This window comes from Priestia sp. RMT2NF4, assembly GCF_047872835.1.
Classification (GTDB): Bacteria; Bacillota; Bacilli; order Bacillales; family Bacillaceae_H; genus Priestia; species Priestia zanthoxyli.
In genome coordinates this window covers 1,404,214-1,426,734 of sequence record NZ_JBLQZO010000001.1, presented here as the reverse complement: position 1 = coordinate 1,426,734, position 22,521 = coordinate 1,404,214, and the positions used below count along the sequence as shown (strand labels likewise).

At 40.3% G+C, this 22,521-nt stretch carries 31 protein-coding genes and 1 pseudogene; 28 read left to right on the top strand and 4 right to left on the bottom strand.

Annotation, left to right across the window (positions count from 1 at the left end; genetic code table 11):
• Nucleotides 1-51 precede the first annotated feature (51 nt).
• Complete coding sequence (locus ACMX9J_RS07550; protein WP_176343770.1) at nucleotides 52-1,650, top strand: FAD-dependent oxidoreductase; 1,599 nt, start codon at nucleotides 52-54, stop codon at nucleotides 1,648-1,650.
• Complete coding sequence (locus tag ACMX9J_RS07545) at nucleotides 1,650-1,979, top strand: 4Fe-4S dicluster domain-containing protein (protein WP_033580302.1); 330 nt, start codon at nucleotides 1,650-1,652, stop codon at nucleotides 1,977-1,979. The genes ACMX9J_RS07550 and ACMX9J_RS07545 overlap by 1 nt, the downstream gene beginning before the upstream one ends.
• A 34-nt stretch (nucleotides 1,980-2,013) precedes the next feature.
• On the opposite strand, the gene ACMX9J_RS07540 is transcribed toward ACMX9J_RS07545, so the two are convergent.
• Nucleotides 2,014-3,402, bottom strand: coding sequence for an alpha/beta fold hydrolase (locus ACMX9J_RS07540; protein WP_416225587.1), 1,389 nt, complete (start codon nucleotides 3,400-3,402; stop codon nucleotides 2,014-2,016).
• A 176-nt stretch (nucleotides 3,403-3,578) separates the two neighbouring features.
• Between ACMX9J_RS07540 and ggt the strand changes: the two genes are divergently transcribed.
• From ggt to ACMX9J_RS07525, 3 genes are all read left to right on the top strand, one after another.
• Nucleotides 3,579-5,189, top strand: coding sequence for a gamma-glutamyltransferase (ggt, locus tag ACMX9J_RS07535; protein WP_416225586.1), 1,611 nt, complete (start codon nucleotides 3,579-3,581; stop codon nucleotides 5,187-5,189).
• A gap of 202 nt (nucleotides 5,190-5,391) precedes the next feature.
• Nucleotides 5,392-5,892, top strand: coding sequence for a CBO0543 family protein (locus ACMX9J_RS07530; RefSeq protein WP_034263928.1), 501 nt, complete (start codon nucleotides 5,392-5,394; stop codon nucleotides 5,890-5,892).
• 38 nt (nucleotides 5,893-5,930) lie between these two features.
• Nucleotides 5,931-6,542: a CBO0543 family protein gene (locus tag ACMX9J_RS07525; protein ID WP_034263929.1), complete on the top strand. Its 612-nt coding sequence runs from the start codon at nucleotides 5,931-5,933 to the stop codon at nucleotides 6,540-6,542.
• Between the two features lie 29 nt (nucleotides 6,543-6,571).
• On the opposite strand, the gene ACMX9J_RS07520 is transcribed toward ACMX9J_RS07525, so the two are convergent.
• Nucleotides 6,572-6,910 carry a hypothetical protein gene (locus ACMX9J_RS07520; RefSeq protein WP_416225585.1) on the bottom strand — a complete coding sequence of 113 codons (339 nt, stop codon included), beginning with the start codon at nucleotides 6,908-6,910 and terminating at the stop codon, nucleotides 6,572-6,574.
• Nucleotides 6,911-7,132: 222 nt separating this feature from the next.
• Here ACMX9J_RS07520 and ACMX9J_RS07515 point away from each other — a divergent pair, with 222 nt between their 5' ends.
• From ACMX9J_RS07515 to ACMX9J_RS07495, 5 genes are all read left to right on the top strand, one after another.
• Nucleotides 7,133-7,315: a hypothetical protein gene (locus tag ACMX9J_RS07515; protein WP_047750446.1), complete on the top strand. Its 183-nt coding sequence runs from the start codon at nucleotides 7,133-7,135 to the stop codon at nucleotides 7,313-7,315.
• Nucleotides 7,316-7,347: 32 nt separating this feature from the next.
• A complete protein-coding gene (locus ACMX9J_RS07510; RefSeq protein WP_033580309.1) occupies nucleotides 7,348-7,548 on the top strand; it encodes a hypothetical protein in 201 nt (66 codons plus the stop codon).
• Nucleotides 7,549-7,638: 90 nt separating this feature from the next.
• Nucleotides 7,639-7,977 carry a zinc ribbon domain-containing protein YjdM gene (locus tag ACMX9J_RS07505; protein ID WP_029715023.1) on the top strand — a complete coding sequence of 113 codons (339 nt, stop codon included), beginning with the start codon at nucleotides 7,639-7,641 and terminating at the stop codon, nucleotides 7,975-7,977.
• Between the two features lie 200 nt (nucleotides 7,978-8,177).
• Entirely contained in the window at nucleotides 8,178-9,422 is a 1,245-nt protein-coding gene (gltP, locus tag ACMX9J_RS07500; protein ID WP_029715022.1) for a glutamate-aspartate/proton symporter GltP, read from the top strand.
• A gap of 255 nt (nucleotides 9,423-9,677) precedes the next feature.
• Nucleotides 9,678-10,157, top strand: coding sequence for a DUF2798 domain-containing protein (locus tag ACMX9J_RS07495; protein WP_367031673.1), 480 nt, complete (start codon nucleotides 9,678-9,680; stop codon nucleotides 10,155-10,157).
• A 27-nt stretch (nucleotides 10,158-10,184) separates the two neighbouring features.
• Here ACMX9J_RS07495 and ACMX9J_RS07490 read toward each other — a convergent pair whose 3' ends face one another.
• Nucleotides 10,185-11,054 carry a LysR family transcriptional regulator gene (locus ACMX9J_RS07490; RefSeq protein ID WP_416225584.1) on the bottom strand — a complete coding sequence of 290 codons (870 nt, stop codon included), beginning with the start codon at nucleotides 11,052-11,054 and terminating at the stop codon, nucleotides 10,185-10,187.
• Nucleotides 11,055-11,163: 109 nt separating this feature from the next.
• On the opposite strand from ACMX9J_RS07490, the gene ACMX9J_RS07485 reads away from it, so the two are divergent.
• The 17 genes and pseudogenes from ACMX9J_RS07485 to ACMX9J_RS07405 all read left to right on the top strand — a co-directional run.
• Nucleotides 11,164-12,384, top strand: coding sequence for an MFS transporter (locus ACMX9J_RS07485; RefSeq protein ID WP_416225583.1), 1,221 nt, complete (start codon nucleotides 11,164-11,166; stop codon nucleotides 12,382-12,384).
• A gap of 108 nt (nucleotides 12,385-12,492) precedes the next feature.
• The gene (locus tag ACMX9J_RS07480) at nucleotides 12,493-12,978 is read left to right on the top strand and encodes a general stress protein (RefSeq protein ID WP_034265325.1); all 486 of its coding nucleotides are present in this window, start codon (nucleotides 12,493-12,495) and stop codon (nucleotides 12,976-12,978) included.
• A gap of 449 nt (nucleotides 12,979-13,427) precedes the next feature.
• Nucleotides 13,428-13,688 carry a gas vesicle structural protein GvpA gene (gene gvpA / locus ACMX9J_RS07475; RefSeq protein WP_034265327.1) on the top strand — a complete coding sequence of 87 codons (261 nt, stop codon included), beginning with the start codon at nucleotides 13,428-13,430 and terminating at the stop codon, nucleotides 13,686-13,688.
• A 60-nt stretch (nucleotides 13,689-13,748) separates the two neighbouring features.
• Nucleotides 13,749-14,234: a GvpT/GvpP family gas vesicle accessory protein gene (gene gvpT / locus ACMX9J_RS07470; protein WP_048019585.1), complete on the top strand. Its 486-nt coding sequence runs from the start codon at nucleotides 13,749-13,751 to the stop codon at nucleotides 14,232-14,234.
• Between the two features lie 25 nt (nucleotides 14,235-14,259).
• Nucleotides 14,260-14,733 carry a gas vesicle protein GvpQ gene (gene gvpQ, locus ACMX9J_RS07465; protein WP_416225582.1) on the top strand — a complete coding sequence of 158 codons (474 nt, stop codon included), beginning with the start codon at nucleotides 14,260-14,262 and terminating at the stop codon, nucleotides 14,731-14,733.
• A 19-nt stretch (nucleotides 14,734-14,752) separates the two neighbouring features.
• The gene (gene gvpJ, locus ACMX9J_RS07460; protein WP_013057997.1) at nucleotides 14,753-15,019 is read left to right on the top strand and encodes a gas vesicle structural protein GvpA; all 267 of its coding nucleotides are present in this window, start codon (nucleotides 14,753-14,755) and stop codon (nucleotides 15,017-15,019) included.
• A 74-nt stretch (nucleotides 15,020-15,093) separates the two neighbouring features.
• A complete protein-coding gene (gene gvpO, locus ACMX9J_RS07455; protein ID WP_033580317.1) occupies nucleotides 15,094-15,360 on the top strand; it encodes a gas vesicle protein GvpO in 267 nt (88 codons plus the stop codon).
• 28 nt (nucleotides 15,361-15,388) lie between these two features.
• Nucleotides 15,389-16,315, top strand: a complete 927-nt coding sequence (gene gvpN / locus ACMX9J_RS07450) for a gas vesicle protein GvpN (RefSeq protein WP_098627563.1) — start codon at nucleotides 15,389-15,391, stop codon at nucleotides 16,313-16,315.
• A 14-nt stretch (nucleotides 16,316-16,329) separates the two neighbouring features.
• Entirely contained in the window at nucleotides 16,330-17,097 is a 768-nt protein-coding gene (locus ACMX9J_RS07445) for a GvpL/GvpF family gas vesicle protein (protein WP_028414532.1), read from the top strand.
• A gap of 1 nt (nucleotide 17,098) precedes the next feature.
• On the top strand, nucleotides 17,099-17,365 hold the full coding sequence (locus tag ACMX9J_RS07440; RefSeq protein ID WP_416225581.1) for a gas vesicle protein GvpG: 267 nt from the start codon (nucleotides 17,099-17,101) through the stop codon (nucleotides 17,363-17,365).
• On the top strand, nucleotides 17,366-18,175 hold the full coding sequence (locus ACMX9J_RS07435) for a GvpL/GvpF family gas vesicle protein (protein ID WP_028414531.1): 810 nt from the start codon (nucleotides 17,366-17,368) through the stop codon (nucleotides 18,173-18,175).
• 17 nt (nucleotides 18,176-18,192) lie between these two features.
• Nucleotides 18,193-18,480, top strand: coding sequence for a gas vesicle protein (locus tag ACMX9J_RS07430; protein WP_033580320.1), 288 nt, complete (start codon nucleotides 18,193-18,195; stop codon nucleotides 18,478-18,480).
• Nucleotides 18,434-18,718: a gas vesicle protein K gene (locus ACMX9J_RS07425; protein WP_028414529.1), complete on the top strand. Its 285-nt coding sequence runs from the start codon at nucleotides 18,434-18,436 to the stop codon at nucleotides 18,716-18,718. The genes ACMX9J_RS07430 and ACMX9J_RS07425 overlap by 47 nt, the downstream gene beginning before the upstream one ends.
• A gap of 21 nt (nucleotides 18,719-18,739) precedes the next feature.
• Nucleotides 18,740-19,042 (top strand): gas vesicle protein, encoded by a 303-nt coding sequence (gene gvpJ / locus ACMX9J_RS07420; protein WP_102813804.1) that lies wholly within the window; start codon nucleotides 18,740-18,742, stop codon nucleotides 19,040-19,042.
• Nucleotides 19,043-19,078: 36 nt separating this feature from the next.
• Nucleotides 19,079-19,954, top strand: a complete 876-nt coding sequence (gvpT, locus tag ACMX9J_RS07415; RefSeq protein WP_221817596.1) for a YtxH domain-containing protein — start codon at nucleotides 19,079-19,081, stop codon at nucleotides 19,952-19,954.
• Nucleotides 19,955-19,977: 23 nt separating this feature from the next.
• Nucleotides 19,978-20,394: a gas vesicle accessory protein GvpU gene (gvpU, locus tag ACMX9J_RS07410; RefSeq protein WP_013057987.1), complete on the top strand. Its 417-nt coding sequence runs from the start codon at nucleotides 19,978-19,980 to the stop codon at nucleotides 20,392-20,394.
• A 50-nt stretch (nucleotides 20,395-20,444) separates the two neighbouring features.
• Nucleotides 20,445-20,930, top strand: a pseudogene (locus tag ACMX9J_RS07405) (DMT family transporter); the annotation flags it as partial.
• Nucleotides 20,931-20,964: 34 nt separating this feature from the next.
• Here ACMX9J_RS07405 and ACMX9J_RS07400 read toward each other — a convergent pair.
• Nucleotides 20,965-21,180, bottom strand: a complete 216-nt coding sequence (locus ACMX9J_RS07400; RefSeq protein WP_154990220.1) for a hypothetical protein — start codon at nucleotides 21,178-21,180, stop codon at nucleotides 20,965-20,967.
• Nucleotides 21,181-21,449: 269 nt separating this feature from the next.
• Between ACMX9J_RS07400 and ACMX9J_RS07395 the strand changes: the two genes are divergently transcribed.
• Nucleotides 21,450-22,385 (top strand): aldo/keto reductase, encoded by a 936-nt coding sequence (locus tag ACMX9J_RS07395; protein WP_098627560.1) that lies wholly within the window; start codon nucleotides 21,450-21,452, stop codon nucleotides 22,383-22,385.
• Nucleotides 22,386-22,521 lie beyond the last annotated feature (136 nt).

Genomic DNA, 22,521 nt, shown 5'->3' with positions numbered 1-22,521 from the left:
TTCTTAATAAGGTTTTTGAGAGCGCAAACATTTTAAGAGGGGGATCCGTATATGACTGCCGACTTTCATTTTCATACAGATGTATTAATTATTGGAGGAGGCCCTGCCGGTGCATGGGCAGCTCTGCAAGCAGTTAAAGAAGGTGCAAAAGCTGTACTTGTAGATAAAGGATATTGTGGAACGAGCGGAGCAACTGCGCCTTCTGGTACAGGAGTTTGGTATGTAAAGCCCACTTCTGATGAACAGATGACCGCGATGAAAAGCAGAGAAGAGCTGGGGGGATATTTAGCCGAAAGAAGCTGGATGAAACGAGTGCTTGATTGTACGTTTGAACAAGTAAATGAATTAGCTCATTTTGGCTATCCGTTTCCAGTAGATGAAAAAGGGATTTCTCAGCGAACGACGCTTCAAGGTCCTGAATATATGAGGCTAATGCGGCGTCAGCTTCAAAAAGCAGGCGTACAGATTTTAGATCATAGCCCGGCACTGGAGCTTCTTGCAGATGAACACGGTGTGGCAGGTGCTTGCGGAATCAATAATCAAACGAAAGAAACATGGAGAGTGGAGGCTGCTGCAGTTGTGATTGCAACTGGAGGCTGTGCATTTCTGAGCGGAGCACTCGGTACAAATGTTTTAACAGGAGACGGTTACTTATTAGCTACAGAAGCAGGTGCGTCGCTTTCCGGCATGGAGTTTTCAAATGCTTATTCAATTTCGCCAGCTTTTTCTCCAATCACAAAATCAGCATTTTATAAATGGGCTACATTTTATTATGAAGACGGTACAGTGATTGAAGGAGCCGGTTCTCATAAAGGGCGTTCCATCATAGCCAGAACGTTAATGACCCAGCCTGTTTATGCAAGGCTGGATAAAGCGGATGAACGTATTCAAAAAGCAATGCGCTTATCACAGCCAAATTTCTTTTTGTCGTTTGATCGTCTTCATATGAATCCCTTTACTCAAATGTTTCCAATCACTCTGCGTTTTGAAGGAACCGTTAGAGGAACAGGCGGTATTCACATTATAGACGAAACGTGTAGAACCGACATTCCAGGGTTATATGCAGCCGGAGATGCGGCAACACGCGAATTAATCTGCGGAGGATTTACCGGAGGAGGCAGCCATAATGCAGCATGGGCTATCTCTTCAGGCTGCTGGTCAGGAAAAGCAGCGGCAGCATTTGCTGTTAAGCAAGGGCGAAATACTGCAAGTCGACATGCCAACGGCTTATCAGAAGCGTCAGGAATCACAAAGTCAGTAGCTTCTTCTGATTCAGCTGATACGAAAGAAATGATAGCATCGGTTCAGCGCGAAGTCTTTCCATATGACCGGAACTGGTTTCGTTCAGAAGCAAGATTGCAAGATTCTCTGACGAGGTTAAATGCGGTGTGGAATGAGTTGAAGAACGGAGTGTATGATAAAGAAAGAAACATCGTGAGAAGTCGAGAGCTTGCGTCCATGACGGCCACGGCGCGATGGATGTATACAAGTGCATTAGAAAGAAAAGAAACGAGAGGAATGCACCGGCGTGACGATTTTCCGTTTATGGATTCCAAGCAGCACTACCGGATTCTGAGCGGAGGCGTGCAGGAAGTTTGGGCGAGACCTTTAGGTACAAAGTCTTCTAATCACGTAAAGGGGGTTATATAATGATCGAGATCCTTAGTGAAGACCGGTGTATTAACTGCAATCTTTGTGTATCCGTTTGTCCAACAAATGTCTTTGACCGCTCTCGCATGGGAGGCGCTCCTTCCATAGCTCGTCAATCCGATTGTCAAACTTGCTTTATGTGTGAACTGTATTGTCCGGTAGATGCTTTGTACGTGACGCCTTTAGCTGAACAAACTGCAGAAGTAGATGAACAGCACCTAATTAATCATCACCTGCTCGGAAGTTACCGAGAAGCTGTAGGCTGGGGAAAAGGAAGAAAATCCACCGCTTCTTCTGATCAGTCGCATATCATCTTAAATAGAAAATAGACAAAAAAGAGCGGACAAAGCCGCTCTTTTTTCTTTACTTTTGCGTTTCACGAACCCATTTCACAATATCATCAATGACATAAGAAGGAATGTTGGCTGAAACAGCATATTCATCGGGCGTGCTTTTTTCACCAGTTCCTTCTGTGAAAAAGTGGTTGAGCTTTGGATAAAGCTTAAAAGAAGCGTTGGAACGCTGAGACAAGCTTTGCTTCCAGCCTTCAAAATCTTCGGTCGTTACTTGATAATCACGCGCTCCTTGTAAAAGAAGCAGCGGCGTTTTCTGAGATTTTGCAATTTCTGCGGGGTGCCAGTGAGCTAAGTCATACCAAAAATAAGGCGTGCCAAGCAAAAATTCTTTTGGCGGCTGAGCTGGCGAAAAGCTTGGGTCTTGTAAAATGGCAAACTGCTGCTGGAAAAAAGAAAGCTGCTCTTTCGGAAGCTGATTCAGCGATACAAGATAGGCAAATTGTTCAAGCATTAACTCTGGAAGTGTGCGGCTCGGTGCAGCAAGTAAAACAGAGCCCCGCACGCTTTTATCAGGCGTTTGATTTAAAATTCGAGGCATCATCATGCCTCCTTGACTGTGTCCTAGTATAAAAATGTTACGGCTGTCGATGCCTTTTTGTTTCGCCATTGCTTTGACTGCGAGTACGGCATCATCAGTTGTTTCATCGTCAACGCTTATCTTACTTTCACCGGACATTTTAGCTGTATGTTCGTATGTACGCTTGTTGTAGCGTAAAACGGCGATTCCTTGAGAAGCCAGTCCTGAAGCCAGATCTCGAAACGGCTTTAAGCTCATAAAGGTTTCATCTTGATCAGAAGGACCTGATCCGTGAACTAAAATGACAACGGGGACATTTTGATGCTTTGAACGTATTGGAAGAGTGAGCGTTGCTGGAAGTTCGTAAGGTGCTTTGCCGATTGAAAGCTGTTTTTCACTGTAGTTCTTAGGGGTGTCATAAGGCGGTGTGGAAAATGAAAACTGGCGCTCGTCCGGTACAATTCGCCAGTCATCGATTTGACGATTTTGACTAAAACGAACGGTTAAAGTAGCTGATGCATGTTCAAATTTAATGGGAATGTCTATATTCCGATGAACGGTATTGACTTCGCCTTGTACAGCTGTACCAACCTTTTTTACAGCACCAAGCTGAGCGGTTAAAGATGACCACCACGTTTTTAGGTTGTCTTCACTCATTTTTGCCTGCAGGCTGCGGGAAAAGTAGCGCGTAGCTTCTTTTGTTTTTCCGTTTGCTACATTCGTTAAAAATACGTTTGCTCGTTTGACTTCAACTTTTGCTGAGTGATGAGCAGCATTCGCCGCTGCTTCAGCTTGAATGGTTGAAGTGGACATAGGAAGTACTTGAAGGCCGAGAGCTAAAGAAACAGCGAGTGGAAGGGCAGCTTTTACTTTTTTCATACATCATCCTCCTTGGCGATTCTTTTACTCTACCAGTATACCAATTTTAGGTAAATGAAGTCATGTCATTCTGAGATAAAAAGAAAGGCGCTGGGCTATAAATATGGTAAAATAAAGAAGTTAAATTATTTAGAAAATTAAAATAAATTAAGAAGTGTAAAAGAGGAGGAGCTTTTATGAACTATGATCCGCATTATCATCCATATCCATCTTACCGAGTGCCCGTTTATGCAAAGAAAGGAATGATATCTACATCTCAGCCGCTTGCAGCGCAGGCAGGTCTTGATATCTTAAAAAAAGGAGGTAATGCTATTGATGCAGCGATCGCGACAGCGGCAAGTCTTACCGTATTAGAGCCGGCTTCTAATGGGATCGGAGGAGACGCGTTTGCGCTTGTATGGACGAATAATCAGCTGTATGGACTAAACGCGAGCGGACCTTCTCCGCAGTCTATTTCCATTGATGCGCTGAAGGAAAAAGGATACAGAGAAATTCCTAAGTACGGAATGATTCCCGTTACGGTTCCCGGTGCTCCGGCTGGTTGGGCTGCTTTATCAAAGCGATTTGGTAAACTGCCTCTTTCTCAAGTGCTGGAGCCTGCTATTCAATATGCTAAAGAAGGATTTCCATTGGCGCCTACACTCGCTAAACAATGGAAACAAGCGTACGATACGTTTAAACGAGTACATACAAGCGAAGAATTTGAATCGTGGTTTCAAACGTTTGCGCCGAATGGACGAGCACCAAAAGCAGGAGAGATGTGGTCATCTACTGATCATGCTCATACGCTTCAGCTCATTGGTGAGACAAATGCAGAAGCCTTTTATAAAGGTGAGCTTGCAGAACGTATGGATGCATTCAGCAAAAAATATGGCGGCTTTTTATCAAAAGAAGATTTGGCAGCTTACGAACCGGAGTGGGTAAATCCTATTTCCGCTCACTACCGTGGATATGATGTTTGGGAAATTCCTCCGAACGGACAAGGGCTTATTGCGTTACTGGCATTAAATATCGTAAAAGGCTTTGAGCTTCAAGAAAAAGACGCCGTCGATACGTATCATAAACAAATCGAAGCGATAAAGCTTGCGTTTGCGGACGGAGCAAAATACATTACCGAAGAAGCGAAAATGAACGTACCTGTCAGGGAACTGCTGTCTGATACATATGCAAGCTATCGCCGCAGCCTTATAGAAGAACATGCTCTGCAGCCTGAAGCAGGAGAACCTGTCGGAAGCGGAACAGTGTATTTAGCAACGGCTGATGAAGAAGGAAACATGGTTTCATTCATTCAAAGTAATTATATGGGCTTTGGTTCTGGAATTGTTGTGCCAGAAACGGGAATTGCTCTGCAAAACCGCGGTCACAATTTTTCAATGGACCCTAATCACGATAACTGTCTTGCTCCTAATAAAAAAACGTTTCATACCATTATTCCAGGCTTTCTCACTAAAAATAATGCGCCCGTAGGACCTTTTGGCGTGATGGGCGGGTTTATGCAGCCGCAGGGACATATGCAAGTTGTCATGAATACGATTGACTTTCACCTTCATCCTCAAGCCGCTTTAGATGCGCCAAGATGGCAGTGGAAAAAAGATAAAACGGTGCTTGTTGAGCCGACTTTTCCTTCACACGTAGCACAAGCGCTTGAACGAAAAGGACATAAAATTGAAGTAGCCGTGGATTCGATGGCATTTGGGCGCGGACAGATTATTTGGAGAGACCCTGAAAGCGGCGTGCTATGCGGAGGAAGTGAATCACGAACGGATGGTTGTGTAGCTGGATGGTAAGAACAAAATAGATCAAGAAAGAAGCCCGTACTGATTAGAGTCGGGCTTTTTTCATGTCTCAACCATATGTATAAATCTCTTCAAAGAACTGAAAACTAAAACAAACATGTACGTAAAGAGAACGGGATTAGAACAACCGTCTTAAGCTGCCAATCGACACGAAGGTATACTAACAACACTTGGTGAAAGGAGCGAAAAGGTTATGAGAAATAAAAAATTTGAAGTGAATTTTTTACGTACAATGCTGATTATAGGGCTGGGAATGCTCCCTTTTCTATTTAGAAAACCACCGATCAAAGACTGGCTGCTGGCTTATGCATTTAATGCATTAACAAATGGTATTATTGATAAATTTATTGTCTCTCACGGCCTTCTTCGATATCCAACTCGCTTACTGAAAAAACAGTTTAGAATTAATGTGTTGTTCGACTTTTTACTGTATCCTAGCATATCCGTTATGATTAATCAGGCTACGTATCACGATAAAGGGTTAAAGATTTTATATAAAATTGTACTTTTTACGATTCCCATGTTTTTTATTGAATTATGGGCTGAAAAACGAACGAAGCTCATCGAATGGAAAACAGGCTGGATGTGGTACCACACCTTTATTAGCGTAACGTTAAAATCCTACCTTAACCGGCTGCTGATTGGATGGATTCGGAAAATTGAAAAGAAGCAGGACGAAATGAAAATAAAATAACATTGGTTCTAAAAACGACGTTAGAGAGGTGAACAAAGGTGCATATTTCTGTCCTTCTATGGCTGATTTTTCAAAATATCCAGAAGAAAACGTGGAAAAAAATTCACGAGCTATATGCTGGGGTTTTATACGTGAGCTTTTTTAATATTCTTTATTACTTTTTATGTAACGATAAGTTGCTTTGGGATTTTAAATCTTCTCATCTTTCATTAAAAGTACTGCGTATTTTACACCTTATGTTTATTACACCTCTCATGATTTTGTCGTTCTTAGCTACTTATCCGTCTACACTTCTTAAACAGGTAAAATATATCGTAAAATGGGTATGTACAGCTTCATTTGTAGAATGGCTTGGTCTGAGGTGTAAGGGGATTACATTTAGACATGGCTGGCATTTGGGGTGGTCAGCACTTATTTATGTAATGATGCTTATCTTTTCGAGATGGTTTCAAAAAAAGCCTTTTGCGGTCTTGCTGCTATCGGTTTTTGCAACAGTCGTTCTCAGCATCATTTTTAAAGTTCCCATTAGCAAACGAATGCTAAAACATCCGCTGAAACGAATATTGACTCGGCCTTTAAAAGATCATGTGACTCAAGCTGTTGCGAATAAAGTAAGGCGAAAATGCCTGCTTCTCAAGCTGTTCTCGTAAGTGCCTGCTCTCTGTGAAGAGCAGGTTTTTTAGCTTACTGAAGGAATAACGTCCGTCAGCAACAGAATGAAAAAAATCAGGCCGACTCCCGTAAAGCTTAAAGAAGCAAGAAAATAAGCCGTCCAGCGCAAACGAAACGGATTATGTTCGACATTGGCTCCAGACATTAACCTCATGGAGTGAGTGTTATAGTGAGAATGAGCGCTGTTGCTTCCGCTGCTTGAAAACCAAAAAGTTAAAACTGAAAACAAAAGTCCGCTAAAAAACATAAGCTCAATAAAGCGAATGGACAAAAAAGATGAGCACGCATAGGTTAATCCCCCTTCAATAAGCAGGGTAATAACAAAAAAAAGCTGAGTTTTCTTCAAAAAATCCCCCCTTATTCTCTTTGTCTACTTTTGATTATACAATAATTTACATATATAAAAAGTCTCGAAAATGCTTTTATTATGATATAATGGTAATAAATGTATTGTTAAAAGTGCTCAAAATCCGCATGCATCACGATTATAAGGTTTTTTGTAATGATGAGATTTACTATATACGCTGCGCTTAGCTTCAAGTGCGTAGAATGAAAGTGAGGAGTGTTTATGGGCTTGGGAGAGACTGTGATTGCGATACTAGCAGCGGGAGCACTGCTGGTATACGGTACGTTAGAGCTTTGGTTTGCACCTCATAATTCTTCTTTTTTTAAAGGTTGGAAGCAAAAACTAGCCGTCATTTTGCCGTTATACGCAGTTACATTCGGCATATGGTTCGCGTTTTGTTCGTAACAAAAAAGTCTTACAAAAAGGAGGAATGAAAAATGGAAATCAATTCATACCTCATTCGGTTTTCATGTATGCTGATGCTCATGTTTGGAGGATTATTTATTATACGGTATGCAAAAACAGGGGACTTTTATTTAGATCAGCTTCTTGTCTTTGGAGCGGGTTTTGTTCTGTTTATCGGCTCACTTATTTGGAAAAGAAAACATCAGCAGAGAGAAAATAGAAAAGCTTGTTAAACGTATAAAAATGTGACAGTATAAAACAGATAAAAAACGTAATCTCGTGATCGTACCATTGGTTACGGGCTGCTGCTGGAGGAAAAGAAAATGAATGTACCTAATTGCCCAAGCTGTCAATCACAGTATACATATGAAGATGGAAACCTGTTCATCTGCCCGGAGTGTGCGCATGAATGGGGTCAAGATGAAAAAGCAGAAAGCACGGAAGAACAGCTTACTGTAAAAGATGCAAACGGTAATGCTTTAAAAGACGGAGATTCAGTTACTGTCATCAAAGACTTAAAAGTAAAAGGAAGCTCATCGGTTGTAAAAATCGGAACGAAAGTAAAAAGCATTCGTTTAGTAGAAGGCGATCATAACATTGACTGCAAGATTGATGGATTTGGAGCGATGAGCTTAAAATCTCAGTTTGTGAAAAAAGCATAACGATAAAAAAGTCAGGATGAAGAAGACTTTCATCCTGGCTTTTTTCTATGTATCTTAACGGACAAAGTGAAATATATAGACCGTTTTGTCTATTTTAGAAGGGATTTAACTAAATGTCCCGAATTTACTTAAAGTGTCTGAGAACTTGGATATTAATGGAACTGATGTCCGTTTCATGAAGACAAAGGGGAGGGAGAAATGTGAAAAAATTTTTAGCGTTTCAAATTTTAATTGCATTAGTAATTGGAGCTGTTATCGGGCACTTTTTTCCGGATTTCGGGATGGCTTTAAGACCGGTAGGAGACGGGTTTATCCGGCTCATTAAAATGATTGTAGTGCCGATTGTCTTTTCAACCATCGTCATAGGTGCTGCGGGAAGCGGCAGTATGAAACAAATGGGAAGTCTAGGGTTAAAGACGATTATTTGGTTTGAAATTATTACTACCATCGTATTAGGGATTGGTCTGCTGTTAGTGAATTTGCTAAAGCCCGGAGTAGGCCTCGATCTTTCTCATCTTGTTAAAAAAGATATCGGTGAATTGTCTCAGTATACCGACAAGGTCGTGGACTTTAAACAAATGATTTTAAACATCATTCCAACGAATATCGTAGATGTGATGGCAAAAAATGATTTGCTGGCCGTGATTTTCTTTGCTATTTTATTCGGTGTTGCCGCCTCAGGAGTTGGGAAAGCATCCGAACCTGCAATGAAATTTTTTGAATCAACCGCTAAAATTATGTTTAAATTAACGCAAATTGTGATGGTCACAGCGCCTCTTGGTGTACTAGCGCTAATGGCTGCATCTGTGGGGCAATACGGCATTGTACTTCTGCTTCCGATGCTGAAGCTAATTGGAACCGTCTTTTTAGGCCTTTTTATTATTTTATTTGTTTTATTTCCGCTTGTTGGGTTTTTGTTCAAATTCAACTATTTTGAAGTCTTCAAAATGATTTGGGACTTGTTTCTTATTGCGTTTTCAACAACAAGTACAGAAACGGTGCTGCCACAGCTGATGGAGCGTATGGAAAAGTACGGATGTCCTAAACGAGTGGTGTCGTTCGTTATTCCGTCCGGCCTGTCGTTAAACTGTGATGGATCTACTTTGTATTTATCCGTTTCATGCGTCTTTTTAGCACAGGCTTTTAATATTGACATGCCCTTAACTCAGCAATTATTTATGATGCTTATACTCGTAATGACAAGTAAAGGAATTGCGGCTGTCCCGTCAGGTTCACTTGTTGTGCTTTTAGCTACAGCCAACGCAGTAGGTCTGCCGGCTGAAGGAGTTGCAATCATTGCAGGAGTGGACCGCATCATGGATATGGCAAGAACAGGAGTCAACGTTCCAGGCCACGCCATTGCCTGTATCGTCGTCTCGAAATGGGAAAAAGTATTTCGAACCCAAACGCCAATTCCGCCTGCATCTCACACGGAATCTTTATAAAACCAACCCCCGCTTTAGCTCATAGAGCGGGGGTTTTTTCTTAAATCATTAACGATGTAGACTAGAGTAATTTGTCATACTCAGCCCTACTCAAAAAAAGAGGACGCGCCGCTTAAGTCTAAAAAAAAAGCCCTGTGACTGTTTTTTGGTCACAGGGCTTTTTTTTAGATGAATGTTCACAAATTGTTCACTTACGAAGAAGGAAGATAAAAAGCTATACTAAGCCAAGTAAAAAACATGAAAAGGATGAGGAATATGCCCACAACTAAAAAAGAAAGTATGTATTTTGGAATGATGATGTGCGGAGGGATGGTGCTTGTGATGACGATGTATAACATGTTCATAAATGATGTCATCGGGCATATCACACTTGCAGAAGGTATTTTAAACTTGGTTATCACATTTGTAGTTGCCATGGCTGTCGAAACTTTCTTAGTAGGTCCCGCAGCAAAAAAAGTAGCATTTTCACTGCCGTTTGATAAGTCTAAACAGTTAAAAGTCGTGTTGATTTTATCATCATGCATGGTTATTGGAATGGTGCTTTCCATGTCTGTATATGGATTAATTACGATGTCACTTACGAAAGGTTTAGACGGAGAGCCGCTTCTTTCAAGCTATGCATTTATCGTTATGAAAAACTTTATCGTAGCCTATCCGCTTCAGCTTCTCATTATGGGACCTTTAGTTCGCGGATTGTTTATGAAATTTGTGAAAAAGAATCCGGCAACGGCTTAAGTCAAAACCCTAAGAACGCCTATTTTCTTAGGGTTTTGTTGTGCAAAGCTGCTCGGTAAGAAGAGAAGAAAATTCACGTAAAGCCGCCGATACAAAGGCATCTTTTCGCGTAATAAAAAAAGTGGGAACCTTTCTATATGGCTGCGGCAGCGGAGTTAACGTTAATGAATGTTCGTGATTAGATACAATGGATTTCATCATTACAGCTACGCCCATACCTGCTTTTACACACCCAATAATGGCTTCAATCGTACCAAATTCTAATATGCGTTTTGGAAACACGCCTTCTTTTGTCATGAGCATTTCTAACGTATGTCGATATGCGCATCCGCTGCTGAATGCTAATAAATTCATATCGTTTAGGCTGTGAAGAGAAGGAAGAGGGTGGCGGCTCACAAGTACAAGCTCTTCATCTTGAACAAATAAAGAGTTTAGATCAGGATGTTCACAGCTGCCTGCAACAAATGCGCCTTCAAGTTTTCGTTCTAAAACCAGTTGAATAAGAACATCGGTTGTATGTGTTTCTAAGATGAAGTCTACATTAGGATAGGCAGTGCAATAAGTAGAAAGCAAAGGCGGCAGCCGAAGAGCCGCGGTGGATTCAGTTGCACCTATTTTTAAAGGTCCTATCGGCGTTTGCGAGCTGCTTTGCACAGCTGCCGTGGCTTCATTGGTTAAACGAAGAATTTGTTCAGCATAACGATGCAACAGCTCTCCGCTGGAAGTTAACGTTACCCCTTTACCGCTTCGTTGGAAGAGCTTTGTACCCAGCTCCGCTTCTAATTGCTGAATTCGCATCGTCACATTCGACTGCACGTAGCTTAAGCTTTTGGCAGCTTTTGAAATGTTTTTTTCTTCTGCTACCGTTGTAAAAACAAGCAAATCTTTTATATCCATCAAATCTCCTCCTTCAGCTATCATTTTTATTGATGACTTTTATCTTTATTGCTTATTTTACATGATATCACCGCTACTCTACACTGAAAGTAAAGGTGGAGGAGAGAAAATGAGCAGACAAAAAGCTTCTTATAAGTGGATGATTTTATTTATTGCCACCCTTTCTCAGACGTGTGCAACGTTTGTCACGTACGGCGCGGGACCATTGGCAGCGCTTTGGCAAAGACTATATGATTTATCGCAGTTTCAAACAGGACTGCTCGTATCAGCTGTTCAAATTGGTCCGATTTTTTCCATGCTGTTCTTTGGAAACTGGATGGATCGATATGGAGAAAGGTGGCTTGTAGGAGGAGGATCTATTTTGCTGGGGATAAGCATGCTTTTTGCCTATAGAGCCGATCATTATTTGTATCTAACAGGCGTGCTTCTTGCAGCAGGCGTGTGGTATGGAACAGCACAGCCAGGAGGAAGCAAAGCCGTGGTGAAGTGGTTTCCTTTTCATCATAGAGGCCTTGCCATGGGAATTCGGCAAACGGGAATTCCCATTGGAGGCGCTGTTGCTTCCGCGGCATTACCGCTGGTGTTTTATCAATACGGGTGGCATGGGGCTGTTCTCATACAGGCTGCGGCAGCTATCGGGGGAGGTCTTCTTTTTTTAGTATTCTATCGAGAATACCCATCATCGCCAGAAAAAAAAGAAACATTTACGCTTCGTCAAAAAATCATGCGTATTTCTCAAGATAAAACGCTCTATCCTTTATTCTTTGTAGGTGTTTCAATGATTTCTCTTCAAATGATCATTGTGGGGCACTTTATAAGCTATTTAACGAAAACCATAAAGATGGATTTTGCTTCAGCGGGCATGTTGCTGAGCGTCACACTGTTAGGGGGAATGATTGGGAGAATTGCTTTAGCCTGGCTAAGCGATCATGTGTATAACGGAAATCGAAGAACACCTTTGCAAGCGACGGTTTGGGTGACTGTAGGACTAATCATAGCTATTTCTTATATTGGATTTACTTTGCCTTTTTGGCTACTAACTATTTTTTGTTTTAGCCTCGGTTTTTTTGCAATTGGCTGGTTTAGTTTGTTTATCGTGTTAATAGCAGAAAAAGCCGATGATCGTTTTATTGGTTTAACGGTAAGCATTGCGTTAACGCTCAATCAATTTGCCATTGTGCTCGCACCGATTTGGTTTGGGCTCCTTGTGGATTGGCTCCGGAGCTACGCGTTGGCTTTTAGTACGGCTGCATGCTTCATTGCTTGTGGAGGAATATGGTTAAAAAAAGAGCGAATTCATTCATTTTTAAATAAAAACGTCACTAAATGAAAAGTGATGTAGGGCCATTTATTTAAGAATAGAGAAGACTTCTTACTCTCTAAAACGTTTCAAAGTCATGCTCCCGGGTACACACAACATTAATGAGGAGGAGATAGTATGGAAGCAAAAGCAAAGAATGTTGTGGGGGTATATGAAACGGAACAAGAAGCAATTCATGCTGTAGAGAATTTAAAAAAAGAAGGATACGCATCAGAAGAAATATCTATTATCGGTAAACATAAAAAGACCAAAAAAGTTCAGAAAGAAACGAATACAAAAGCAGAAGGGGCAGCAACTGGAGCGCTTACCGGAGGTACGTTAGGGAGCTTGACCGGAATATTAGCAGGTGCCGGAGCTCTTGCAATCCCGGGAATAGGCCCAATTGTAGCGGCTGGTCCGATTGTAGCTACATTAACAGGTGCAGCAGCTGGTGCGAGTGTAGGAGGTCTGTCTGGTATTTTAGTCGGTATGGGAATTCCAAAACAGCAGGCCGAACAATATAATGATTCAGTCAAAGAAGGAAGCTTGCTTGTTTTAGTAGACAAAGAAGACTCAGATCATGATGGAAACCCGAAAGCGCCTTTAACCGGAATGATTTTATAGAACTTATTATGTATAGGAGAAAGCTGTCGCAGTGCGGCAGCTTTTTTTATGCGCTGGTTTTATTTAAGAGAACTGAATGCACAATAATATTCCATAATAGTTAAAAATATCAAAGTATTTGAGGGTAACCTGAAAGATAATATGCCTTAAATTATAATGTAATATTATTGTAACAATAATGTATTTATTGTTTTATTTTGGAATTTGAGTTTCGATAAAAGCTTTAACAACGGGATTTACGTGCAAAATACATCCATAAATTAACTGTAAACTATTATACTAAGTAGAATAATTTTCTAATTATTTTCCAAGAATTAATTTTTAGCAAATTCTTCATGTTTGAAAGAGGGCTAAAAAGTATATTTCAAAAGTATGTTTACTTAAAAAGTTAAGCAGGTTGATTAGTAGCATCATTCATTTAGCTAAATTTCAAAAGGAGCTGCTAAAAAATGAGTATTCAAAAAAGTACAGATAGTTCAAGTTTAGCAGAAGTGATTGATCGAATTCTAGACAAAGGAATTGTCATCGATGCTTTTGCTCGAGTATCACTCGTAGGAATTGAAATTTTAACGATTGAAGCACGAGTCGTTATTGCAAGTGTCGATACGTGGCTTCGCTACGCAGAAGCGGTCGGGTTATTAACCGACAAAGTAGAGGAAGAAGGGCTGCCTAGCCGAACAGAGGAGCGAGGAGCAGGGCTTAGTTTTTAAGTCTTTTAATCGTAAGAAAATTCATTAAATAAATAATAATAAGAGAAAAGAGGATGAAACATGTCAACAACTGATAAGAATGTACAAAGTGAAAAACAAGAAAATCAGCAGCAGGAAGAAAAAACGCAAAACTCTTTGAATCTTGCCATTTTAGGAGGCGTAGTAGGAGCGGGAATTGGACTTCTTTCAAGTCCGCAAACGAGTAAAAAAGTACTCAGTCGCTTAGGACAATCAGAAATTGTACGTGCGACAGGACAAGAGTTAAGAAGAAACGCACAGGATATTTTAACGCAGCAAGCGATGGGAGCGTTAAGACAGACGGCTACAGGCTATCTTGAAAAAGACAATTTAAGCAAGCTGCTGGCACCTAAAAAGAAAAAAGAAGAAACATCAAATGAACAGGGAGATTCGCAGGAAGAAGTCAGCGCAAGCGCAGAAATGGAAACGTCTCAGTACGAAGAGTTAAAAGAAGAAAATAAAAATATGAACGATCAGCTGCAGCGCATTGAAGAGATGCTAAACAAACTCATGGACGCGAAGAAGTAAGATATCCGTCCTGAAGGGGAATTTCATGGATAAAAAAGATGTGGAGAAAGCAGCCTTAAAAGCAGGGAAAAAAATAGTTGAGCACACGCCTGAACCTGTTAAGGAGAAAGTAGAAGAAAAGGTTAAAGAAAAAGCGAAAGAAAAGTTTGTCGAAAAAACCGAAGGGAAACTGCAGGAAAAAGCGGATGAAGCGTCAGAAAAACTGCAGGAAACGAAAGAAAAAAATGCCCAAAAGGTACACGGCAAAGGAGAAGACGCAAAAGAAAAGCTTCAAGACGTCTTATTATCAGTAAAACATAAGCTTAGCGATGTAAAAGAAGCTGGAGAAGACTTTCAAGAAAAAGTTTCTTCTTCAGACGATAAAGATAAGTCAAAAAACAAGCGGAAAATAAAAGGCGTAAATCAGATTAAAAAAGCAACGGATATTAAAAGCTCTACTAAGATTAAAAGTTCCAATGATATTAAATCATCTACAGATTTAAAAACAATGGGATCATAAGCGAAAGGAGAAATGGGATATGTCTATTCAAAAAAGTACTAATAGTTCAAGTTTAGCAGAAGTCATTGACCGTATTTTAGATAAAGGAATTGTTATTGATGCGTTTGCAAGAGTGTCTGTTGTAGGAATTGAAATTTTAACAATTGAAGCACGAGTGGTTATTGCCAGTGTTGATACATGGTTACGCTATGCAGAAGCAGTAGGGCTTCTTCGTGACGACGTAGAAGAAAATGGTCTTCCTGAACGTTCAAATTCAAGTGAAGGGCAGCCGCGTTTTAGTATTTAATATGAAGTGGTATGGAACCTTCCTTTTTGAGGGTGGTTCCAGCTTTTAGATCTAACTATTGGAGGCTACTAAAGATGGAAATTAAAAAAATTATGCAAGCCGTGAACGACTTTTTTGCTGAAAACGTAGCTCCTCCTCATAAAATTACCTCGGTGGAAGTCACTGAAGATGAAGGCTGGAGAGTTATTGTTGAAGTCATTGAAGAACGAGAATATATGAAAAAGTACGCCAAAGATGAAATGCTCGGAACATACGAGTGCTTTTTAAATAAAGAAAAAGAAGTCATTTCATTCAAACGACTCGACGTCAGATATAGAAGCGCCATTGGCATTGAAGCATAAACGATAAGATGGCAGGAGGAACGTAAAAATGACCGTCTTAACAGACAAAAGGAAAAAAGGCAGTGGAGCTTTTATACAAGATGACGAGACAAAAGAGGTTCTTTCAAGAGCGCTGAGCTATTTAAAATCCGGCTATTCCATTCATTTTACAGGTCCTGCCGGCGGAGGTAAAACCTCTTTAGCGCGAGCGCTTGCTAAAAAGAGAAAGCGTCCTGTGATGCTGATGCACGGGAATCACGAGCTCAACAACAAAGATTTAATTGGCGATTTTACGGGCTATACGAGCAAAAAAGTAATCGACCAGTATGTTCGTTCTGTTTATAAAAAAGATGAACAAGTAAGTGAAAACTGGCAGGATGGACGGTTACTTGAAGCCGTAAAAAACGGCTATACGCTGATTTACGACGAATTTACTCGGTCTAAGCCTGCGACGAATAATATCTTTCTATCAATATTAGAAGAAGGCGTGCTGCCGCTGTATGGAGTAAAAATGACCGATCCTTTTGTACGCGTGCACCCCGATTTCCGCGTCATCTTCACAAGCAACCCAGCTGAGTATGCTGGCGTATATGATACGCAAGATGCGCTTCTTGACAGGTTAATTACTATGTTTATTGATTATAAAGACATCGACAGAGAGACAGCGATTTTAACGGAGAAAACGGATGTAGAAGAAGACGAAGCGCGCACAATTGTAACGCTCGTAGCAAACGTACGAAACCGCTCTGGAGACGAAAACAGCAGCGGGCTTAGCCTGCGGGCTTCGCTTATGATCGCTACCCTTGCTACGCAGCAAGACATTGCTATCGATGGAAATGACGAAGATTTTCAAACGTTATGTATGGATATTCTGCATCATCCGCTTACCAAATGTTTAGACGAGAAAAATGCAAAAAGCAAAGCCGAAAAAATCATTTTAGAAGAGTGTAAGAATATAGACACTGAAGAAAAGTAAAGGAGCTTGAAAACATGAGTGAAACAAACGAAACGGGCATTTATATTTTTAGCGCCATTCAAACGGATAAAGACGAAGATTTTGGATCGGTAGAAGTAGAAGGAACAAAAGCTGAAACGTTTTTGATTCGCTACAAAGACGCGGCGATGGTAGCAGCTGAAGTGCCGATGAAAATTTATCATCCTAATCGCCAAAATCTATTAATGCATCAACACGCAGTAGCAGCGATTATGGACAAAAATGATACGGTTATTCCAATCAGCTTTGGGAATGTATTCAAATCAAAAGAAGACGTAAAAGTTCTTTTAGAAAACCTTTATCCGCAGTTTGAAAAGCTGTTTCCAGCCATCAAAGGAAAAATTGAAGTTGGTTTAAAAGTAATTGGAAAAAAAGAATGGCTCGAGAAAAAAGTAAACGAAAATCCTGAACTTGAAAAAGTATCAGCCTCCGTAAAAGGAAAATCAGAAGCAGCCGGTTATTATGAGCGTATTCAGCTTGGAGGAATGGCTCAAAAGATGTTTACTTCCCTGCAAAAAGAAGTCAAGACAGATGTGTTTTCTCCGCTTGAAGAAGCAGCGGAAGCAGCAAAAGCAAATGAGCCTACGGGCGAAACGATGCTTTTAAACGCTTCTTTCTTAATTAACCGAGAAGATGAAGCGAAGTTTGATGAAAAAGTGAATGAAGCGCATGAAAACTGGAAAGACAAAGCCGATTTTCATTACAGCGGTCCTTGGCCTGCTTATAATTTTGTGAACATTCGCCTAAAAGTAGAAGAGAAATAACGTGCTTCACAAATTAGTAACCGCACCTATTAACCTTGTAGTAAAAATCGGCGAAAAAGTACAGGAAGAAGCTGATAAACAGCTATATGACCTTCCGACGATTCAGCAAAAACTCATTCAGCTTCAAATGATGTTTGAGCTTGGTGAAATTCCGGAAGAAGCGTTTCAAGAAAAAGAAAATGAATTGTTAATGAGGTACGAAATCGCGAAACGCAGAGAAATTGAACAATGGGAAGAGCTGACAAAAAAAAGAAATGAGGAATCCTAGATGGGAGAATTACTGTATTTATACGGTTTAATTCCAACAAAAGAAGCAGCAGCCAGAGAGCCGTTTCCATCTTATAAAGGGTTTGACGGAGAACATTCACTGTACCCAATAACGATTGATCAGGTGACGGCTGTCGTTTCTAAGCTGGATGCTGACGCCTATTCAGAAGAAGTGATTAAAGAAAAAATGGAGCAGGATATGAGCTGGCTGCAGGAAAAAGCATTTCATCATCACGAAACGGTAGCCGCTTTGTACGAAGAATTTACGATTATTCCATTAAAATTTTGCACCATTTATAAAAGTAAAGAAAGTCTGCAGGCAGCTATTGAGCTTAACAAAGAAAAGCTAGAGAATTCACTGACGCTGCTTCAAGGAAATGAAGAGTGGAACGTGAAGATTTACTGTGATGATAAAGAGCTTAAAAAAGGAATCAGCGAGACGAATGAAAGCGTAAAAGCGAAAAAAGAAGAAATTAGTCACTTATCACCAGGAAGACAGTTTTTTGAAAAGAAAAAAATAGATCAGCTGATTGAAAGAGAATTAGAGCTTCACAAAAACAAAGTGTGTGAAGAGATACATGACAAGCTCAAAGAACTGTCGCTTTATGACTCTGTTAAAAAGAATTGGAGCAAGGACGTAACGGGCGCAGCTGAACAAATGGCGTGGAACAGCGTGTTTCTTCTCCCGTCTCTGCAGATCACTAAGTTTGTAAACGAAATAGAAGAGCTTCAGCAAAAGCTTGAAAATAAAGGCTGGAAATTTGAAGTGACGGGACCATGGCCGCCCTATCATTTCTCGAGCTTTGCGTAAAGTGAGGAATTAACATTATGTCTCTTAAACAATCCATGGAGAATAAAGATATTGCTCTTATTGATATTTTAGATGTCATTTTAGATAAAGGAGTCGCCATTAAAGGAGACTTAATCATTTCCATAGCCGGCGTCGATTTAGTGTATTTGGATTTGCGGGTGCTAATTTCTTCGGTTGAAACGCTTGTGCAAGCAAAAGAAGGAAATCGCAAACCCATCACTTCTGAACAATTTGATAAACAAAAGGAGGAATTACTGGATGCAACCGGTCAGCCAAGCAAATGGACGAATCCACTTGGATCCTGATAAAGCTGAACAAGGCTTAGCGCAGCTTGTGATGACAGTTATTGAGCTATTGAGGCAAATCGTTGAACGTCATGCCATGAGGCGGGTGGAGGGTGGAACGTTGACGGACGAACAAATTGAAAACTTAGGAATTGCACTAATGAACTTGGAAGAAAAAATGGACGAGTTGAAAGAGGTGTTCGGTCTGGACGCAGAAGATTTAAATATTGATCTTGGACCGCTAGGCAGCCTGCTTTAAGCGGTCAGTGGGAGGAACAGTATGGCAGTCGAACATAATATGCAGTCAAGTACGATTGTAGATGTGCTCGAAAAGATTTTGGATAAAGGAGTCGTCATAGCGGGGGACATCACCGTAGGAATTGCAGATGTCGAGCTATTAACGATAAAGATCCGCTTGATTGTGGCTTCGGTTGATAAAGCAAAAGAAATCGGCATGGACTGGTGGGAAAATGATCCCTATCTCAGTTCAAAAGGAGCCAATAATAAAGCGCTCGAAGAAGAAAATAAAATGCTGCATGAGCGGTTAAAAACGCTTGAAGAAAAAATAGAAACAGAACGTTAAAAACTGTACGCTACTTAAAAAATGGAGGGATTTACAATGGCAACTGAAACAAAATTAGATAACACACAGGCAGAAAACAAGGAAAACAAAAATACGGAAAACGGTTCAAAAGAAAAGAACGATTCAAAAGCAAGCAAAACAACAAGCAGCGGGCCAATCAAACGAGCGGTAGCAGGAGGTATCATCGGTGCAACGATTGGATATGTATCGACTCCTGAAAATCGAAAAAGTCTCCTTGACCGCATTGATACAGACGAATTAAAAAGCAAAGCATCTGATTTAGGAACAAAGGTAAAAGAAAAATCAAAAAGCAGCGTGGCCAGCCTGAAAACATCTGCGGGAAGCTTGTTTAAAAAAGATAAATCAAAAGATGATGAAGAAAACGTAAATTCTTCTAGTAGCGAAACAGAAGACGATAACGTTCAAGAGTACGATGAGTTAAAAGAAGAAAATCAAACGCTTCAAGACCGTTTATCACAGCTTGAAGAAAAAATGAACATGCTTGTTGAGCTTAGCCTCAATAAAAATCAAAATGAAGAAACAGAAGATACAGATTCTGACGAAGAAGAGAACGATGAGAACGAAGAAAACGAGCAGGACGATGAAAACGAAGAAGAAACATCTAAGCCTCGTAAAAAGAACAAAAAAGAAGAGGAGCAAGAAGAGGAAGAAGAAAGTGAAAGTGACGAAGACAGCGAGGAAGAAGAGGAAGATTCTCGTTCAAACAAAAAAAATAAAAAAGTAAAAACAGAAGAAGAAGACGAAGAAGAGGAAAGTGAAGAAGAAAAAAAGGAAGCGAAACCAAAAAAGTCAACAGCTAAAAAATCAAAAAATACAAAAGCAAAGAAAAACACGGATGAAGAAGATGATGACGCAACATCTCTTTCTAGTGAAGACGATACAACAGCCTAAGACGTAAAGGAGGAAAGAAAGACATGAGTACAGGCCCTTCTTTTTCAACTAAAGACAATACGCTTGAATACTTTGTGAAAGCTTCTAATAAACACGGCTTTTCACTTGATATTTCATTAAATGTAAACGGCGCTGTGATTTCCGGTACCATGATTTCAGCAAAAGAATACTTTGATTACTTAAGCGAAACGTTTGAAGAAGGCAGCGAAGTGGCTCAGGCGCTAAGCGAACAATTCTCTTTAGCAAGCGAAGCGAGCGAATCAAACGGAGAAGCAGAAGCCCATTTTATTCATTTGAAAAATACAAAGATTTACTGCGGAGACAGTAAATCCACTCCTTCAAAAGGCAAGATCTTTTGGAGAGGGAAAATAGCAGAAGTAGACGGATTCTTCTTAGGGAAGATTTCTGATGCAAAATCAACGAGTAAAAAGAGTTCATAAAAAACGGCGGGGTGAGTGCCCCGCCGTTTTTTAGTGATGAGATGTGCAGCTTCTTTTTACTAACAAACGGCTCTGTTTCTTCACTGTCTGTTTCTGTATCTGCCGCTGTTTGAGGAGTGTTGTCAGGTGTAGAAGCATTTTATACGCTGTATGCCGTGCCGCTGATTTAAAAGTGCAGTTCGCTTGTTATCGTTGGCTGGGCAATGGCAATCGGGGGAAGCGTAATGAGCTTTATTCATCCGCCTTGGGAAGCGTCAAGCTTATCACCAATAACCTGGGGATATATTTTATTTGTCATTATTTTTGGCACGATGCTTGCCTTTTGGTTTTATGTAGAAAGCCTGCAAAGTCTTTTACCTAAAGAAACGAGTTTGCTCGGAAGTTTAGAACCTTTAGCCGCTGTTATTACAACCGTTGTTTGGCTGAAAGAGCCTTTTGGTTTTTATCAATGGATTGGCACAGCTTGTATTATTGGATTAGTTCTACTACTCACACGAACGAAACAAGCATCTTCTGAGACGACACTTTCAGCATAAATGGAGGCTTGCTAAAAGAAGAAGCAAACCAATGTCACTTTGCCACCGAATCTGTGGACACTCGTTTGACTTTTAAAATCTTTACATATTGAATAAACACTCTTTCTTTTGTAGAGACATTTAATTTAGCAAGTCTTGATGCGTCGTCTCGGTTTTTAGCAGCTTCTACTAAAAAAGTTCCTTTGATTTTGGCTTCATCTTTTAGAACGGAATAATGTATTTCAAATTGTTTTGTTTTCGTTTTCTCCATGGTGATAAACTCCTTTGCCTGATAAATTAATGTATTGCTATGAAATAAGCTTTGATAAAAAGGAAGAAAAGAACGTAACATATACTACTAAATCAAATGCAAAGCGGCAGTGACTTTTATCACACCACAACCTAGTATTTCATCTTTTTACCAAAAAAGATAGGGTGTTTTACCGCCGCTGCTTGCAAAATTTTTTATTCTTTCTGCTTGACCTAGAGTTAACTCTATGGTTTATCTTGTAGTAGTATTATTTCAAGGAGGGGCTTTACATGAAGTATCATACAATTGCTAATACTGACTTACACGTATCAAATTTAATTATGGGAAACATGCGTTTAACAGAGCTTTCTTTACAAGAAGCAGAGAAGCTAATCCGCACAGCGATGGAAGAAGAAATTAACTTTTTTGATCATGCTGATATTTACGGTCCTGATTATGTAGGACAATGCGAAGAATATTTTGCAAACGCTATACAAATGAACCCAAGTCTTCGTGAAAAAATGGTGATTCAAAGCAAATGCGGCATTAACGCAGCGGAAAATTACTATGACTTTTCAAAGAAGCATATCATAGACTCTGTTAACGGCAGCTTAGAGCGTTTAAAAACAGATTACTTAGATCTTTTATTACTGCATCGTCCAGATCCACTAATGGACCCTGAAGAAGTAGCAGAAGCATTTAATGAGCTTCAAAGCAGCGGAAAGGTACGTCACTTTGGTGTATCGAATCACAACCCAGCGCAAATTCAGCTGCTTGAAAAATATATTAACCAAAAGCTTGTCGTAAACCAAGTGCAGTTCAGCATCGCACATACGCCAATCATTGATTCTGGTATTTCGTTAAACATGGGAATTGATCAAGCTGTCAACCGCGACAGCAGCGTGCTTGAATATTGCCGTTTAAACGATATCACGCTTCAAGCATGGTCGCCGTTCCAAAACGGATTTTTTGAAGGTCCTTTCCTAGGTGATAAAGAGAAATTTGGAAAGCTAAACGAAGTAATTGATCGCATCGCAAATAAATATAGCGTGACGAATACAGCGATTGCCGTTGCGTGGATTACAACGCATCCTGCAAATATTCAAGTAGTACTTGGTACGACAAATATTCAGCGTATGAAAGATGCAAGCAAAGGTTCAGAAATCAAGTTAACACGCCAAGAATGGTACGATATTTATAAAGCCGCTGGCAACATGGTGCCTTAAGCGCTTTAGTCTCTAAAATAAAACAGGTAACTCCGTTCGAACATGGAACGGAGTTACCTGCGTTTTACGTTAAGAACTACTGGTTAAGCTAGAAAAAGATTTAGCAGCAGCTCAATTATTTTTGTGACGCCAAAAC